Source organism: Grimontia sedimenti, from assembly GCF_011045095.1.
GTDB lineage: Bacteria > Pseudomonadota > Gammaproteobacteria > Enterobacterales > Vibrionaceae > Enterovibrio > Enterovibrio sedimenti.
In genome coordinates, this window is sequence record NZ_JAALDL010000015.1 from 1 (window position 1) to 17,177 (window position 17,177).

The window sequence follows — 17,177 nt, forward strand, 5'->3', positions numbered from 1 at the left end:
TGGCACCTGGACCCTGGATGTCACCAAGACCGAACTGCCTGACGGTGACTACACCGTCACCGCCACCGTCACTGACCTGGCCGGCAACAGCGACTCGGCCAAGCAAGACATCGTTATCGATACAACCTACGGTAACGACGGTAACGATGACGGCGACACCATCACGGCGCCAACCGTCACCATCACTGACAGCACCACCGAGACGCCGGATAACGATGACCGCATCACCGGCACCGAGACCGCGACCCTCACCCTCAACCTGGGTGAAGGCGTCACCAACGGCCTGAACGCCGTGACCTCGCTGACCATTACTGACGGCAGCGGCAGCAACAGCCTCACCCTGACGCTGAGCCAGAGCGGCGGCGTTTGGACGGCGACTGACGGCACCAACACCTACACCGTGACCGGCACCGGCCCGTACACCATTGAAGGCGTCGATGTCAGCGGCCTGAACGACGGCACCCTCACCGTGAACGCGGACTTCACCGACCAGGACGGCAACACAGCGCAAGACAGCGATGACGTGGTCAAAGATACAACCTACGGAGATGGCGATTCTTCACCTGAAGTGATCATTACTGATACGACCAAAGAACCAGTCAATGACGACCTCATTACAGCAGGCGAACAAGCTGACATTCTTTTGAAGTTTGCTACTGGCGTGACAAATGGTTCTGTCACTGTTGTTATCAGTGATCAAGATGGCACCACTGACGATATAGTTTTCACTGTGACACTTGAAAATGGTGTGGCCAAATATGATGGTAATGTGTTGGATAACCACGGTGGCTACTTCAAGGTACCAAACTTTAATGTTTCATCGTTAACTAATGGCACTCTCACTGCTAATGCCACATTTGTCGACCAAGATAAAAATATGGAAAAAGACGATGATGACGTTCTTAAAAACGTACAAGTCGAAGTCCAACAGGAAGTCGTAAAACTCAGTGATGAAGGACTTGCGTCAGTAGAAACACAAGATGATGTTGCGTTGGGTGTTGTAGATGGCACTGATAATGGTAACGATATAACAATTAATGGCGTAATCGACCTGAATATTCCAGACACTACTGACTACACAGTTGAATTAACTAAAACAGATTCACAAGGCATCACATTTAAACTTGATGACAATGGGAACCTTACTGGGTATCAGGGTGATACTGCGGTTATTTCAATATCACTTGATGGTTTTAATTACACAATTACACTTCTCGCGCCGATCACACATATCAATCAAGGTGAGGATGTTTTAGAAAACATCCAGATCCCTATCAAATTGACTGGTCCTGATGGAAAAGAGATTGCGCAAGATAGTTCAGCCCACATCAACATCTCGATTGATGATGACATGGCCAAAATAACTGCTGACTCTGAGGCAGTTACGGCAGAAATCGTCAACCCAAACTCTACATTTACAGATGTAGTTGAACTCAAAAATAGTGGTCATAATGGTCAACTTCATTCCTCTTTAACAGTCTCAAGTGGTGATATCAATATCAGATTAACCGCGACTGACAAGTCAGGTTCAGAAGCAAATATCAAACTTACGGGGCAAGGCCTAGGAGTTATCTCAAATCATCAAACCCATGGTAATGACAATGAAATAGAGTCCGATGAAGGGCTATCTGAAACTGTCATTGGTAAATTAGATGAAACTGCTCACTCTATTACCTTGCAGCTTGGTGATTTTAACGATGGTGGTTCTCAAGACGATCCAGAGACGGGCGTTATAACGTTCTTCAAAAATGGCATTCCTGTCGCGTCTTATGCTTTTGAAGAAAACGATGATGGTGTCTTCCATTTTAATGTTCCCTCAGGCTTTGATGAGTTTCATCTAACTCCAACTGAAGTTTGCGACGACGACTCTGACTTTACTCTAGTCGGCATTGCTGTAGGTGACGAAGCTTTGGATGGTCTTGCCAATGCAAGCGGTAAGATTGATATTTCTTATGGCGCTGACGGAAAAGGCACTTCACCAGAAATTGAATCCATAGATCCTAATCCTAATTATGTATTTATCGAAAATACTGACGGCAGTTGGACAATTGCTCCGAAAGGATCTGATGCTTTATCGCCGCTGGAGTTGGGTAGCCTTACTCTTAATGAAGACGGAAGCTGGCAGTTTGTCCAATATGGGCCAATGAAGCATGATTTCGTATTCAATGTGAAAGCATCTGACGGTGATGGTGATGAAAGTACAATCAGCATCACTGTCACACCGGCTCACATTAACGGAAGTGTTATTATTGAAGGAGCTGGCGGCATTAACTCCGTCTATTTACCTAACGGATATGTAACTTCATCTGATGGTAGTACCACACCTGGTCTCCATACACCTAATAAAGAAACGCCATCTGTTATCGTAAATGGCAACATACTGGCTGGAGACAACAAACCTGTAACAGATGGAAATGACTTCGTTGCGACGGGTGGAGACAATGACCACGTAGAAGGTGGAGCAGGAAATGACACCATCTACCTAGGTAGAGGCTCACTTAATACAAACGACAACACCCCCAAACCTGACGCATCACAATTTGTCACTATATCCGAAGCAGAGTTGTTTCAAGGCGGCAATGAAAGCAATACGTTAAGTAAGTTCCAGTCTCCTGCTTGGGCAGATGCAGCACATGGAGGTGATGGCAATGATCGTATTTTTGGTCAAGAACACACAGACCTATTGTCCGGTGGCATGGGGAACGACCAATTATTTGGTGGTTCAGAGGAAGATTTCCTCCGGGGCGGTTCAGGTAACGACATCCTAGATGGTGGGACTGAAAATGACTGGTTAAGAGGGGAAGGAGGCAATGACACTTTAACGGGCGGCACAGGTAAAGATACTTATGTCTGGGGCAGCGGTGATGCAGATCTCGATGATACTTGGGTTGATACCATCACCGACTTCAACATTTCCGAAGGCGATACGCTAAACCTTGGCGATTTGTTGCAAGCCGATTCTATTGTTACTGCAACTGATCATAATGGCTCGATGGTTATCAGCATCGACATAGATGGGAATGGTGATATTGAACAACACATTGTTCTGGATGGTGTAACTGTCGACAACGGAAACATTGTTATCAATACAAGCAATGGTGATTTAACCATTACTGATTCTGATAGCACAGTTAACTCGACGAACTATACGATCGTTATGCCTGACGACCAGTAAAATCCCAAACGGGCCCAGCCTCCGCTAGGCCCGTTTTTTGCTTTTAATTTTTGCACGTTTATTTTTTGACTTTTTAAGAGAGAAATAGGTGACTGACGCAGCGATTGCCGAACGCAAGCCGCAGCAGTGGCGCATTAGTGCGTCTACTCAAGCGGTAGATGACCCGTTGTTAGATTGTTTGGTCTTTTTGACTGAGCACTATGGTTCGCCGTGCTCGGGGGATGCCTTAACAGCAGGTCTACCGATGACAGACGCCCTGCTGACACCGGATTTATTTCCTCAGGCTGCAGCCCGTGCAGGGCTGACGGCCAAACTTTCCCGCAGGCAATTAAAAGCACTACCAAAGCTTTTATTGCCCTGCATACTTCTTTTGACCGACAAAAAAGCGTGTATTCTTCGTGAGATAAATACCAAAGAAGGTACAGCGTTAATCCAAACTTCTGAAACTGGAGGCGAGGAAGAAATCTCCTTAGCAGATCTGGAAGCCATGTATACAGGCTATGCGTTTTTGGTTAAACGCCAGTACCGTGGTGACAACAGCATCGATCTGCACCTTCACGACACCAAAATCCATTGGTTCTGGCAGACCGTTAAGGATGCCTCGCCCATTTATCGCGATGCGCTGATTGCCTCTGTACTGGTCAATATTTTCGCGTTGGTTTCACCTCTGTTTGTTATGAATGTCTACGACAAAGTGGTACCTAACCTTGCGTTTGAATCACTTTGGGTACTGGCAACCGGTGCGCTGATAGCCTTTAGCTTTGACTTTCTAATGAAAAAGATGCGCTCTTACCTGATTGATATTGCAGGTAAGAAAGTCGATATCATTGTGTCTTCTCGTCTGTTCGCTCGCCTTATGGGGATCCCACTTGAGAAGCGAGCAAAAAGTGTCGGCGGTATGGCGAAGCAGCTTGGTGAATTTGACGGCATCAGAGATATGCTGACCTCTGCCACCATCACCACTTTAGTAGATTTGCCGTTCGCGCTCTTCTTCCTGTTTGTGATTTATATCTTCGCTGGTGATTTGGCAGCTGTCCCTATCGTCGCTGGCATTCTTATTATCGGCTATGCCCTGCTGGTTCAGCCAAAGCTCAAAGCCGCTATTGAAGAATCAAACAAATATGCCAGCCAAAAGCATGGCCATTTGATTGAAAGTCTCTCGGCACTGGAAGGCATCAAAGCCAATGTCGCGGAAGGCATAGTTCAAAAGAGCTGGCAACAGATGACCGCTCACACGGCAAACTGGAACCTCAAGGTGAAACAAATCACCAACTCAGTTTCCTACTTTGCCTCTTTTATTGTGCAGGTCACCTCTGTTGCGGTTGTTGTCCTCGGTGTTTATCGCGTCGCAGACGCGCAAATTACCATGGGTGGGATTATCGCAGCGGTCATGCTTTCAAGCCGAGCCGTGTCGCCAATGGCGCAACTGGCAGGTCTCATGAGCCGCTGGAATCAGACACAATCCGGTATGCGTCAGCTCAATGCCATGATGGATCAGGAAGATGAGTTTGCGGACAAGGGCCACTTGGTTAGCCGCAAGCGCCTCAAAGGTGATATCTACGCAGACAATATTGGTTTTAGCTACCCAGAGTCAGAAAAACCAACCCTCCACCCCACCAGCCTGACCATCAACGCTGGCGAGAAAATTGCCATTCTGGGTAAGAACGGCACAGGTAAAAGTACCCTTATCCGAATGCTATCAGGCCTTTATCAGCCAACGGCAGGTAGCTTGCGATTTGATGGTATCGATGCCAAGCAAATTCACCCAGCAGATCTGCGTCGCAATGTGGGCTATCTGGCGCAGGATGTAACGTTATTCCACGGTACGATACGTGAAAATATCATGTTTGGTACAAGACAGGTGACAGAACACCAGTTAATCCGTGCCACACAATTATCTGGTGTAGGGATATTTACCTCTCAGGACAGTGAAGGACTTGATAAGCAGGTGGGTGAACGTGGTGAAGCCCTCTCCCGTGGTCAGCGACAATCGGTCGCACTGGCTCGTGCTCTGCTCAATGACCCACCCCTACTCATCATGGACGAGCCAACCGCCAGCCTTGATGCCCATGCGGAAAACCAATTTATTCATGCCATGAAGTTCGCGTCGAAAGACCGCACTTTGGTCATGATCACCCACAAGATGGCGCTGCTTCAGTTGGTTGACCGTGTGATTGTGATGGACAAAGGCCGCATTGTCATGGATGGGCCAAGGGATAAAGTGCTTGAGCGTCTAAACGCCAACGGAGGAGGTCAAAATGACTAACGCACTAAAGCGTGATGACATTGAAATGACCGATGACGTCTATGGTGCCATGCTGACAGACGCGCCCGTGCGTTACCGTCTTGTTATCTGGGGCGTGTTTGCTTTCTTTGCTGCCATTATCGCCTGGGCGGCGTTTGCTTCTTTAGACCGTATCACCCGTGGTGAAGGCAAGGTTATTCCTTCCTCTCAGGTTCAGCTCATTCAAAGCTTGGATGGCGGTATTTTACAAGCCATGTATGTGCAAGAAGGGCAGTTAGTCAAACAAGGCGAGCCCCTAGCCCGCATTGACGATACCCGCTTCCGCTCTGACTTTGCGCAGCAAGAGGAAGAAGTCTCCAGCCTACGTGCCAACATCATCCGTATGCGCTCAGAGCTTCGCAGCATTGAGCTGTCTCCTACCGCGCCAAATTGGCGGGAACAAATTGCCATCACCCTGTCTCCGCTTGAGTTTCCTTCCGAGCTTAAAGAGTCAGAGCCTGCGCTTATTGAAGGGCAGCGTCAGGAATACGAAGGCCGTTTATTGGATCTGAAAAACCGCCTGGAGATTCTGGCTCGCCAAATTTTGCAAAAACAGCAAGAGAGTCAGGAGGTTGAATCCAAAATTCGCACATTGTCAGACAGTTTTGGCCTGATAAAGCGTGAACTCAAAATTACTATTCCTCTGGCGAAAAAAGGCATCGTTTCAGAAGTCGATTTGCTCAAACTTGAGCGCCAGGTCAATGATCTTAAAGGCGAGTTGGACTCCCTTCGCCTCATGCAGCCGAAAATCAAAGCGACGGTCGATGAAGCCATTTTGAAACGTCGTGAAGCGGTGCTTGCATTCAGCAATGAAACCCGCTCAAAGATGAGTGAGTTGGAAACCCGTCTTTCCCGCTTAAGCCAAGCCCAGGTAGGCGCACAGGATAAAGTAGACAAAGCGGTTATCACCGCGCCGGTTACCGGCACTATTAAAACCATTCATATCAATACCCTTGGCGGCGTCGTTCAGCCGGGTGTTGATTTGATAGAAATCGTCCCTGCCGAGGATCAGCTTCTCATCGAAGCCAAGATCGCACCGAAGGATATCGCGTTCCTGTACGCGGGCCTGCCTTCCGTTGTTAAGGTAACGGCATACGATTTCACGCGCTATGGCGGCCTCAACGGCACGTTAGAGCACATCAGCGCGGACACCACGCAGGACGAAGAAGGTAACAGTTTTTATTTGGTTAGGATCCGGACAGAGAAATCAAGTCTGGAGAAAAAGGATGGCAGTGAACTGCCGATCATTCCGGGCATGTTGACCTCTGTCGACATCATTACCGGTAAACGGACAGTTCTCGAGTATTTGCTGAATCCCATATTGAGAGCAAAAGAGTCAGCGCTCCGAGAGCGTTGATAATAATAACAAGGAGAGAGTAATGAAAAACAGTGTTGGCCATTCGCTCAGAAGAAGTGTCACCGCATTGGCAGTTGCGGCGACGTTACTTCCTGCAGCGGCTGCCGCTCAATCACTTGAGCAGGCAGTAGCAACAGCACTGGATACCAACCCGCAAATCAGGCAAGCATTTAATCGCTTTAAAGCAAGCGAAGAGCAAGTTAATCAAGCCAGTGCGGGCTACTATCCAACCATCGACTTTGATGCAGGTATTGGCCGTGAATGGACAGAAAGTCCATCGACTAGACGAGACTCTGTAATCTACGGGGTCGATGAAGAAGTCGAAATGACTCGACGGGAAATCGGTGTGTCGCTTCGTCAGGTGCTTTTCAGCGGCTTTCAAACAACAAACGAAGTCAAACGTACCGAATTTGAAGCCAGCGCTGAACAGTGGACCCTATACGCCACCGCAGAAGACTTAGCACTAGAAGTCTCGCGTGCTTATCTCGAGTTCTTACGCGCAGAGCAAATAGTAGGGCTCGCACAACATAACTTGGAAAGCCATCAGGTTATCTATGAGCAGGTCAAACAGAAAACAGATTCTGGTCTGGGCTCAACCGCGGACTTGTCTCAAGTCACCGGTCGACTGGCCCGCGCCCACTCGAACCTGATCTCAGCACAGAACAACCTCTCTGATGCCAGAATTTCTTACCAGCGCATCGTTAACCGCGCACCAGAAGACACTCGCATTCCCGTGCCGGATGCTGTGATGCTGCCAACCTCTTTGGAATCAGCAATGGAAATGGCGAAAGCTGCCCATCCAACATTAAAGGCTGCTGGCAACGACATCAATGCAGCGAAAGCGCAACGCGCCGCAGCGAAAGGGAATTACTATCCAGAAGTCACCTTTGACCTGTCGGCCAGCTGGGATGACAACTTAGATGGTAACGACGGTACTTCTTTAAGTGGTGGTCCTGATGTTGGTGGAAACAATGATGAAATTCTGGCCATGGTTCGCGTCAACTACAACCTGTTCTCTGGTGGCTCAGACAAAGCCCGTCAGCGTGAAGCGGCATACAACATCAATGAATCCAAAGCCGTTCAACTCAATGCCTATCGTGATATTGAAGAAGGCACCACCTTGGCTTGGAATGCCCGTGTTTTCCTGAAACAACAAATGCAATACCTCCGCCAGCACGTTGAAGCGGCAACTGAAACACGAAATGCCTATGAAGATCAGTTCAAACTGGGTCAACGCACACTGATTGATGTGTTGGACTCAGAAAACGAGTTGTTCCAGGCACGTCGTGAATACCTCACGGCAGAGTACGACGATCTCATTGCCCAATACAGACTACTGAACGCGACAGGGCAATTGTTGGCATCGCTACGTGTTACCACCCCTGAAGTTTGGAAAGGTGACGAAAGCTATGAAGGAGGGGTTCAGTAATGAAAAAGACACTCGCTATTCTTGCGGTGCTGCTTTTGGCAGGCTGCAGCTCAAAAGACATTGTGACCATGCAGGACGAATCACCACAAGTGAACGATCTTCGCGATCTTGACTATGACGGCGTGATCAAAGCCCGTGAAAAGTGCGATGAAACCTTACGTGGGGCAGCAGTTGATAACGATGGCTGCCCTCGCGATAAGACAGTCAAGCAAAGCTTTCGTCTGAATGTGACCTTCCCGAATGACTCTTCGGATTTGCGCCCAAGCAACTATGCCAAGCTAGAGCAGTTGGCGGATTTTCTGAATGATCAAAAAAATGCCACCGTCACCATTGAAGGTCATGCGAGTAAAGTTGGAAACCCAGCTTACAACCTAACGCTTTCTCAGCGTCGCGCAGATGCCGTTGCCAAAGCATTGGTCAACGACTTCGGCATCGATGCATCCCGTGTTGATGCCATTGGCTACGGTGACACAGTGCCATTGATCGATGAAGACTCTGAATATGCACATGATGTAAACCGACGTGTCATGGCCACCCTTTCAGGTAGCTACAGCACCACGGACATGCGCTGGACTATTTTCACAGCCAATTGATGGGTAAAGGCCGGCAGCCCATGCTGGCCTGCACTTACTGTGTATTAATTAGAGATTCACTATGTTTACACGACGCTCGCCACTGGTTGGGGTTTACCTGTCGGCCATTTTGTTGGTCTCACTGTCGCTACTCTCCATGCTGTCAAACGGCATTAGTCAACAACGACAACAGTTGACCCGATATGCTGATACTGTCGAAAGCCAGTTGACCCAGGTGCTGCCTACCTTGGTGGCTTATTACGACACAGATGCGATTTCTCGTATCACTGAGGCAACTCTTTCATCTGAATTGACCCAGATAACATTGACCGACCAGATCACCGCTGAACAAGGTCTTTGGTCCAGGGAAGACGCCGTTGTCCAAACTACCTTCTGGTTTGAAAAACTGGATTCAGTGCAGCCTATCAAGCGGGTTATTCAACTGCACCACGATGGTTCAGAAGTGGCGACATTAACCCTCTCGTTTTCCCCACACTTAGCCAATCAGCAAATTGCTCATGACTTCAATCAAAGCGCACTGACATTGAGTGCTGCGATTGCTGCATTGCTGGCCATTTTCACACTAGCGTTCAACCGTGGAAAGAGAGCCGTAGCATGCGTCACTAAAACACTGAATAGCCTGGCAGAACAAGACTTCACATCCTCTCAGTCAAAGCAACGCTCTGGCGTGAAGTCGTTGGATGCCGCACTGGATAACCTTTCTTCCCACATCCAGCGAATGATCCAATCTCTCCACAAAGAGCTGAAAACACTGAACAACAGCATGATGTATGATGCTGCTTCCGGCCTACCAAACCGTCAGTTTTTTATCCACCAGCTCAACAGCTGGATGGGTGATGATGAAAATGTACCAGGTGCTGTTGTGATCGCTAATATGGGTTGGCTGGACACCATCTATCGCCGCTATGGCTATGTCGCTCGCGATGAAACCTGGCGCCTGCTGTCCACTTCATTGCAATCAGCTTTCAGTGCCTTCCCCAATGTGTGCGTGGCACGCATCAGCGAAACGGAAATTGCACTGCTCCTTCCAGAGTGCAGCGAAGAGCAGAGCCGCAATAGTCTTCACATTCTTATCAGTACCCTCAACAACGAAGTGAATATGGCTGGGTTTGATACCAATGAGGGTTTCCACATTGGTGTGGTACATGGTCATGGTTTGCCAGGAGCGAAGCTGATGTCATTAGCTGACAACGCCCTGCAACGCGCTATCAAGCAACATGATGTGTTTGTGTTTAACCGTGGTTCAGAAGAGCAGGTTATTGACCGCGAAACCTGGCGTTCGTTGCTCAATGGGGCATTGAAAAATAAGGCTGTCCGCCTGTTATCCCAGCCCGTATATCGTTTTTCCGGTGACACAACAGAACCATTACACCAAGAAGTCTTTACTCAAGCGCACATTGAAGGAACCTGGCAATCTGGCGGAAGGCTGATGCCTTATATCCAGTTGTTTGAGAAAGGGGTTGAGTTTGATCGTGTGGTAGTGGAGCAGCTGGTCAAACTTCACAAGGAAGCACCCATTTCCCAACCTTTTGCCTTAAACCTGACAGATGAAAGTCTGAAAAACAGGCTGTTCATCAGTTGGCTTCAAGACTTGCTGAAAAGTGAACTGCCAGCCGATAAGATCTGTTTTGAGATCAGCGAAGCCAGTGCGAGGAATAATCTCACGGCTTGCATCAGCTTTAGCGAGGCAATGCGAAAAGGCGGTGCCACAATAGGCATCGATCACTTCGGGCGCTATTTGCAGGAGGTCGAATATCTGTCTGCATTGAAGCCAAGTTACGTGAAGCTGGACCAGGCATTCAGTCAGAACCAGAACGCACAGAACCGAGTATTTACCGAAACACTGGCTAACATTGCTGAATCAAAAAACATCATTGTGATTGCCACTGGCGTAAAAGACGATGAAAGCAAATCGAAGATAAATGCCGATTTCATCGATGCTTACCAAGGGTTTATTCACCCACCAGCGCCAATCAGCCAACCCGAACAAACCACATAAACAAGAAAACCCGCAATAGCGGGTTTTCTTTTAAGGGCGTCTGACCGATTTATTCAAACCAGTAGCTCATAATGAGTGCATCTTCTCTGCCAGATACTGTCGGGTAATAATCATAGCGGCGGTCAAACTCGTTAAAACCGAGTGCTTCATAAAGTCTGATGGCCGCTTGATTGCTCTCACGTACTTCCAACCAGGCTTCTTCCCCACCCGCTTCGCGCATGCAATCAAGAAATGCCTGAAGTAGATGCTTGCCATACCCCTTTCCCTGACATTCTGGAGAAACAGCAATATTTAACAAGGATGCTTCGCCTGCCACACATTGGGCAAAGAAGTAACCAATCAATTGATTATTAAGAACCAATACGCGGTTGCAGCCAAATTTGGTTTCGGGTTTTCTTAGCAGGCTTTCAGCCCAGGGGTGGCTATGAGCAGTTTGCTCAATACGCACGACTTCGTCCAGCCATTGGCCGTCCATCGGAAGAATTTCAGGATTCATATTGCTTTATCTGCTGCCAAAGCTGTTTTTTGGCGAGTTGATCATTATCGAGGGCGGACAATGAGGGAGAGATTAAACGTTTTACACCCTCAATTTCTGCTTCTTGGCTACCAGCAAACCAACACCACTCCAACTGGTGTTCACCAAGTAAATTAACTGCCTGCGGCGGAAGATAAAGTGCCTGCTCGACAGATAATTTCATGCTGGCAAGCACTTTACTGAATAGCCAGGCTTCCTGCTCAGTCGGCTTGGATTCACACACCAGTAACAGCTTACAATCATCAGGCAAAGAAACAGGCTGAGGAGACACTCCGGGATAACACTCGGGGCGTCTCACATCCCATACTGTGATCCCCATCTCCTTGAGCCTCTGTAAATCGTTCATGTCTGCCTCAATTACTCTGCTGTGTGAACAAATGCTATCAAAACTAAGGGAGAACAACACAAAGAAAAAGAGCTGCCGCTGCAACCCTTAACGCTTTGGGTTGGATCAAAATGACTTACAGCGCATCAAACTCTGGGCAGTAAGCCACTTCATCACTGGCTTGCTCGAATGCACCTTGAGCAAATTCAAACGCCATGAAGGCTTCTGCCGGTACATCCCATTTGCAACGAAGACCGAAGTCGGCTGCTGGCTTAAAGCCAAATCGGCTGTAGTAAGCTGGGTCACCCAGCACCACACAAGCGGGATAACCAAATTCGTTCAGTGTATCAAAGCCTTCACGAACCAGCTGAGCCGCAATGCCCTGTTGGCGATAATCAGGGTGCACACACAACGGAGCTAAACCCTGAACGCCAGTATCAGTCTCTCCGACTTGTACAGGGCTGAACATAAGGTGTCCCACCACTTCACCGTCATCGTTACAGGCAACCAGTGACAAGGTGTTATGACCATTCTCACGCAGCGCACGCACCAAAGCCGCTTCCGCTTCAGTCGGGAATACGTTTTTCAGCAATCTATCGATGGCCAGCTGATCAGCCAGCGCTTCAGATCTTATGAGCATATTGGGCCTCGTTGACATTGGGTGTCGATTGTAGCCCTTTTTGTACGAAGTCTGCCAATGTAAATAGAGCCTGGCGCAATGCAGAAGGCAGTGAATCCAAGTCGACGCTGTCCATCAGGTTTTTCACTTCCAGACCCAGCTCAGTGTCACCCTCGATCAGTAATCGACGTTGGAAGAACAGAGTATCTGGATCTTCCTTTCGAGCGGCAATCAGGATCAGGTCGTTAATATCGCCACTAAAACGCACATCGGCATTTTCAATGTCACTGCGCACCACCAGCTTGTCATCGGCAAAACTGATGAAGCTCTTCAAATCAATGTCGCGCACATGCACTTCAAGCCAGCGGTTTTCAAGAAACTCGAATTCACCATCATCCAGAGCTTCGTGAAAAACACGCTTCAGGGTTTCGAGCATGACTTTTTGCTGAACCGAAGCAGGAACAAGCTTTACAGGAAAGCGCAGAAATCCAGGTGCCTGTTGCACCAGCGTTGAATGGAGTTTGTCGAACAAAGTGATGTTCCAATATGAATGGGCCGAAAGTATTCGCCATTGTATGACACTGCTCGCGTGTTTTTTCATGCCTTGAGTCAAAAAAACAAAGCTCTTCCCCATAAAGGTTTAACGTTGAGCTCTCACATTATATAGTGTTGTCTCAATAATGGAGTTGAATTTGGATATAGCTTCACTAGCTACGATGTATGGTGCCTAAATGCCCGTTGAGCAGTTGACCTATTGGTTTTCACGTCTTACTCAAAACAGTCCGTTTCTCTTTGCCGTTCTCGATAAACATCACCAATACCTCTGGGTGAGCCAGCGCTATTGTGAAATCAGCGGACTGGATCAGGACGAGCTGGTAGGAAAACAGGATCGCGAAATCCTTGGCGCCAGTTTTTATGATGCGCTAAAGCCTCACTACGAACGTGCCTTCGGCGGCGAAGCCTCTGAAGGAGAAATCGTCCTGAACGATGGCATTCATGACTCCAGCTTTCATTTCAGCGTGACGCCCCTCACCAACAGCGAGTGGGCAGACGGCGCAGTCATTTTCCATGCGGCAGACACCTCGGAAAGACAGGTTTTGACCAGCGCGCTCGAATCTTCAGAAAGCCGATTCAATAACCTTTGCCAACTCGTTGGTGAAGGTTGCTGTGTACTGGACGACGGTGTGGTTCTGAGCGCCAATCAGCATGCAGTGAAACTGCTTGGCTTTGACAACCAGAACGAGATTCTTGGTGAAGACATCGAAAACCTGCTGGTGCCACCGGTGAAAGGCCAATCTGTCGTCGCCTCCCTGACCTCGCTGAAATCGGGGCAACAACTGGTATGCCAGACTAAAGGAACCGGCGACAGTCAAACCATCAATGTGTCTTATGGCTCAGTGAGTCTGCTGGGGGGCAGCGGTGCGATCATTACGCTTTCCCGCACCACAGCCGTCTCTGACCACAAACAGACGATTGAGAAGCTGGCACAATTTGACGCCTTAACGGGTCTTTACAACCGTCACGGTTTCTCTCGACGTCTGGAACAGCTCATCAAAAGCACTACGCCGCTTTTGATGTTTTACCTTGATGTCGACAACTTCAAAAACATCAATGACTCTCTTGGTCATCATATTGGCGATCGCGTGTTGCAGGACATTGCACAACGTCTTCGTAAGCAACTACCGGCCGATACCATTCTTGGACACCTTGGTGGTGATGAATTCGCCATTTTGCTTCCAGAACAAAGCAGCGATGAAGTGGCTGAAGAGCTTTCGCAGAAAGTGGTCGACGTGATCAGTCAGCCGTTCGACCTCTACCATTCAGCAAGTACCTCGCCTGCTCTATCGGCATGGTGAAATTCCCTGGTGACGGTAAAGATGCCCGCAGCTTGCTCCAGAACGCAGACACTGCGATGTACGAGGCAAAAGAGCAAGGTCGCAACCGTGTGGTGACTTACAACCAGCACATGAACAAAGAAGCGCGCATGCGTCTTTGGCTGGAAATAGAACTTCAAAAAGCGCTACAAAACAATGGACTGGAAGTCTGGTATCAACCTAAGGTGAACGCCAAAGACTACACCATTAATGGAGCAGAAGCGCTGGTGCGTTGGAAGCACCCGGTGGAAGGGTACATCAGTCCAGGGCGCTTTATTCCGGTTGCTGAACGCTCTGGCATGATTGAACTGCTGGGTCGCAATGTGATGCGCGAAGTGTTCCAGACTGTCCGCCGCTGGCAGAACATGAAAGTACTGCCGGGCCGAGTGGCCATTAACCTGTCACCTCAGCAGTTCCGTAACCCGAACCTGACCTCGCACATGAAAAAGCTGCAGGCCGCGACCCAAACCGATCCGTCGCTCATAACCTTTGAGCTAACAGAGAGTGCGGTGATGAATGACGGTGAGCACGCTATCCAGATGCTCAACGCCATCAAAGATCTCGGCTTCTCACTGTCGATTGACGATTTTGGTACCGGTTACTCATCGCTGTCTTATCTCGCCAAGTTCCCATTGGATGAGATTAAGATTGACCGCGCCTTTATCTGCGACATGGAGACCTTCCCCAAGCAGGTCACCTTGATTGAGAACATCATCAATCTTGGCCGCTCGCTAAATATGTCCGTAGTGGCTGAAGGTGTCGAATCCGGTAAGCAAGCCAGCGTGCTTGCAAACCTGAAGTGCGACACGATTCAAGGGTTCCATTTCTACAAGCCCATGCCTCGGGCTGAGTTTGAAGCTTTATTGATCAACAACCGAAAAGCAAAAATTGCTTCGTGACGAATGAGTAAGAGGTGCCATCGGCACCTCTTTTCTTTCCCTCTTATCCGTTTGTTGGCACTAACCTGCCTTATATCAAAATCCCACTCCCCAACTCTCCCTACAATTCAGGGTTTATCGAAATACGAATAACCAGCCTGATGCTGACCACGCGATGTGGGGAGAAATATGGAATTGCTTTGCCCGGCAGGTAACCTTCCTGCCCTGAAAACCGCCATCGATAATGGTGCGGATGCGGTATATATTGGCTTTAAAGATGGTACCAATGCCCGTCACTTTGCCGGTCTGAACTTTGATGGTAAGAAGCTGGAAAAAGCCGTTTCTTACGTTCATGACCGACAGAAACATATCCATGTTGCGTTGAATACTTTCGCGCACCCAGATGGCTTCCAACGCTGGACAGACGCCGTAGATGCGGCCGTGGATCTGGGCGTTGACGCGCTGATCATCGCCGACCTCGCCGTGCTTGATTACGCCGCCACTAAACACCCTGATATGGAAATCCATCTCTCGGTGCAAGCGTCAGCCACCAATAGTGCCGCCATCCAGTTCTATAAAGATCATTTCAATGTGAAGCGCGTTGTGCTGCCACGCGTGCTGTCCATGCATCAGGTGAAGCAGTTGGCTCGCACCACAGACGTGGATTTGGAAGTGTTTGCCTTCGGTAGCCTTTGCATCATGTCAGAAGGTCGCTGCTACCTGTCGTCATACCTGACCGGTGAATCGCCTAACACTGTTGGTGCATGCTCACCGGCCAAATACGTCCGCTGGCAAGAAACCACAGAAGGCCTAGAATCACGCCTGAATGACATTTTGATCGATCGCTATAAAGCGGGCGAAAACGCAGGTTATCCGACGCTGTGTAAAGGCCGCTTCGTCACTGACGGTGAGCCTTTCCATGCATTGGAAGAACCCACCAGCCTCAACACCCTATCGATTCTGCCTGAACTGTTTGAAGCGAATATCGCGTCAGTGAAAATCGAAGGTCGTCAGCGCAGCCCTGCCTATGTTGAGCAGGTGACCCGCACATGGCGTCAGGCAATCGACAGCTATCAACGCAATCCGGACAGTTATCAGGTGCTGCCTCAATGGAATCAGTGCCTGGACAGTGTTTCAGAAGGTGCGCAAACCACCCTTGGCGCTTATCACCGTAAATGGCAGTAAAGGAGACTCCTATGAAATACTCACTTGGCCCACTCCTCTACTTCTGGCCAAAAAGCGATGTAGAAACCTTCTATCAAAAAGCGGTGAGCAGTGATGCGGATATCGTCTATCTCGGTGAAACCGTGTGCTCCAAGCGACGTGAGATGCGTCCTGCAGACTGGATGAACTTGGGCCGTGAACTGGCAACCAGTGGCAAACAAGTCGTGCTTTCTACTATGGCGCTGCTTGAAGCACCAAGCGAAGTGAAAGTAATGCAGACCTATATCGACAATGGCGAATTCATTGTTGAAGCCAATGATGTCTCCGCCATCCAACTGGCGCACGAAAAAGGCATCCCTTTTGTCGCGGGTCCGGCACTTAACCTTTACAACGCGCAAGCACTTCAAGTGATGCTGAAAAAAGGTATGACCCGCTGGTGTATGCCTGTTGAGTTGTCACGAGAATGGCTGCACAAAGTGCTGACAGAAGCCGAAGCAATGGGCATTCGCAATCAGTTTGAAGTGGAAGTCTTCTCTTACGGCAACCTGCCTCTGGCCTATTCCGCACGCTGCTTCAGCGCACGTGCTGAGAACCGTCCAAAGGATAAATGCGAAACCTGCTGCATCAACTATCCGCAAGGTCTTGAAGTAAAAAGTCAGGAAGGCCAGTCTGTGTTCACCCTAAACGGTATCCAAACTCAATCTGGCTACTGTTATGACCTAAGTGCAGATATGGCTTCGATGGAAGGCCTGGTGGATGTTGTACGTATCAGTCCGCAAAACGACGCAACGCTTGATGTGCTTGCCGGCTTTAAACGTGGCGAGTCAGGCTTTGCACCGAAAAGTCATTTCTGCAATGGCTACTGGCACAGCATTGAAGGGATGGCGACACAACCTTAAGCCGCCTGAAAAACGAAAAAAGCCGCTAAAGCGGCTTTTTCTTTGT

At 48.9% G+C, this 17,177-nt stretch carries 12 protein-coding genes and 1 pseudogene; 9 read left to right on the forward strand and 4 right to left on the reverse strand.

Annotation, left to right across the window (positions count from 1 at the left end; translation table 11 throughout):
* The first annotated feature begins 469 nt into the window (after window positions 1-469).
* The 6 genes from G5S52_RS24380 (at window position 470) to G5S52_RS17780 (ending at window position 10,837) form a co-directional block, all read left to right on the forward strand.
* Window positions 470-3,175 (forward strand): type I secretion C-terminal target domain-containing protein, encoded by a 2,706-nt coding sequence (locus G5S52_RS24380; protein WP_165016931.1) that lies wholly within the window; start codon window positions 470-472, stop codon window positions 3,173-3,175.
* A gap of 88 nt (window positions 3,176-3,263) precedes the next feature.
* Window positions 3,264-5,441: a type I secretion system permease/ATPase gene (locus G5S52_RS17760; protein ID WP_165016934.1), complete on the forward strand. Its 2,178-nt coding sequence runs from the start codon at window positions 3,264-3,266 to the stop codon at window positions 5,439-5,441.
* Entirely contained in the window at window positions 5,434-6,816 is a 1,383-nt protein-coding gene (locus G5S52_RS17765) for an HlyD family type I secretion periplasmic adaptor subunit (RefSeq protein WP_165016937.1), read from the forward strand. Before G5S52_RS17760 ends, G5S52_RS17765 begins: the two co-directional genes overlap by 8 nt.
* A gap of 22 nt (window positions 6,817-6,838) precedes the next feature.
* On the forward strand, window positions 6,839-8,245 hold the full coding sequence (locus G5S52_RS17770) for a TolC family outer membrane protein (protein ID WP_165016940.1): 1,407 nt from the start codon (window positions 6,839-6,841) through the stop codon (window positions 8,243-8,245).
* Window positions 8,245-8,838: an OmpA family protein gene (locus G5S52_RS17775; protein ID WP_165016943.1), complete on the forward strand. Its 594-nt coding sequence runs from the start codon at window positions 8,245-8,247 to the stop codon at window positions 8,836-8,838. Before G5S52_RS17770 ends, G5S52_RS17775 begins: the two co-directional genes overlap by 1 nt.
* 61 nt (window positions 8,839-8,899) lie before the next feature.
* A complete protein-coding gene (locus G5S52_RS17780) occupies window positions 8,900-10,837 on the forward strand; it encodes an EAL domain-containing protein (protein ID WP_165016946.1) in 1,938 nt (645 codons plus the stop codon).
* 49 nt (window positions 10,838-10,886) lie between these two features.
* On the opposite strand, the gene rimI is transcribed toward G5S52_RS17780, so the two are convergent.
* The 4 genes from rimI to ubiT form a co-directional block, all read right to left on the reverse strand.
* A complete protein-coding gene (gene rimI, locus G5S52_RS17785) occupies window positions 10,887-11,333 on the reverse strand; it encodes a ribosomal protein S18-alanine N-acetyltransferase (protein ID WP_165016949.1) in 447 nt (148 codons plus the stop codon).
* Window positions 11,323-11,718, reverse strand: coding sequence for a DNA polymerase III subunit psi (locus tag G5S52_RS17790; RefSeq protein WP_165016952.1), 396 nt, complete (start codon window positions 11,716-11,718; stop codon window positions 11,323-11,325). The genes rimI and G5S52_RS17790 overlap by 11 nt, the downstream gene beginning before the upstream one ends.
* 115 nt (window positions 11,719-11,833) lie before the next feature.
* Window positions 11,834-12,337, reverse strand: a complete 504-nt coding sequence (locus tag G5S52_RS17795; protein ID WP_165016955.1) for a GNAT family N-acetyltransferase — start codon at window positions 12,335-12,337, stop codon at window positions 11,834-11,836.
* Window positions 12,321-12,848: a ubiquinone anaerobic biosynthesis accessory factor UbiT gene (gene ubiT / locus G5S52_RS17800; protein WP_165016958.1), complete on the reverse strand. Its 528-nt coding sequence runs from the start codon at window positions 12,846-12,848 to the stop codon at window positions 12,321-12,323. The genes G5S52_RS17795 and ubiT overlap by 17 nt, the downstream gene beginning before the upstream one ends.
* Window positions 12,849-13,047: 199 nt before the next feature.
* On the opposite strand from ubiT, the pseudogene G5S52_RS17805 reads away from it, so the two are divergent.
* The 3 genes and pseudogenes from G5S52_RS17805 (at window position 13,048) to G5S52_RS17815 (ending at window position 17,131) form a co-directional block, all read left to right on the forward strand.
* Window positions 13,048-15,089, forward strand: a pseudogene (locus G5S52_RS17805) (sensor domain-containing protein).
* Between the two features lie 168 nt (window positions 15,090-15,257).
* A complete protein-coding gene (ubiU, locus tag G5S52_RS17810) occupies window positions 15,258-16,253 on the forward strand; it encodes a ubiquinone anaerobic biosynthesis protein UbiU (RefSeq protein ID WP_165016961.1) in 996 nt (331 codons plus the stop codon).
* Window positions 16,254-16,264: 11 nt separating this feature from the next.
* Window positions 16,265-17,131 (forward strand): U32 family peptidase, encoded by an 867-nt coding sequence (locus tag G5S52_RS17815; protein WP_165016964.1) that lies wholly within the window; start codon window positions 16,265-16,267, stop codon window positions 17,129-17,131.
* Window positions 17,132-17,177 lie beyond the last annotated feature (46 nt).

What these genes read in the sequence shown, in the direction of transcription:
- rimI (WP_165016949.1), bottom strand. Translation starts at nt 11,333, where the DNA reads ATGAATCCTGAAATTCTTCCGATGGACGGCCAATGGCTGGACGAAGTC.
- G5S52_RS17780 (WP_165016946.1), top strand. Translation starts at nt 8,900, where the DNA reads ATGTTTACACGACGCTCGCCACTGGTTGGGGTTTACCTGTCGGCCATT.
- G5S52_RS17795 (WP_165016955.1), bottom strand. Translation starts at nt 12,337, where the DNA reads ATGCTCATAAGATCTGAAGCGCTGGCTGATCAGCTGGCCATCGATAGA.
- G5S52_RS17765 (WP_165016937.1), top strand. Translation starts at nt 5,434, where the DNA reads ATGACTAACGCACTAAAGCGTGATGACATTGAAATGACCGATGACGTC.
- G5S52_RS17815 (WP_165016964.1), top strand. Translation starts at nt 16,265, where the DNA reads ATGAAATACTCACTTGGCCCACTCCTCTACTTCTGGCCAAAAAGCGAT.
- G5S52_RS17775 (WP_165016943.1), top strand. Translation starts at nt 8,245, where the DNA reads ATGAAAAAGACACTCGCTATTCTTGCGGTGCTGCTTTTGGCAGGCTGC.
- G5S52_RS17770 (WP_165016940.1), top strand. Translation starts at nt 6,839, where the DNA reads ATGAAAAACAGTGTTGGCCATTCGCTCAGAAGAAGTGTCACCGCATTG.
- ubiU (WP_165016961.1), top strand. Translation starts at nt 15,258, where the DNA reads ATGGAATTGCTTTGCCCGGCAGGTAACCTTCCTGCCCTGAAAACCGCC.
- G5S52_RS17790 (WP_165016952.1), bottom strand. Translation starts at nt 11,718, where the DNA reads ATGAACGATTTACAGAGGCTCAAGGAGATGGGGATCACAGTATGGGAT.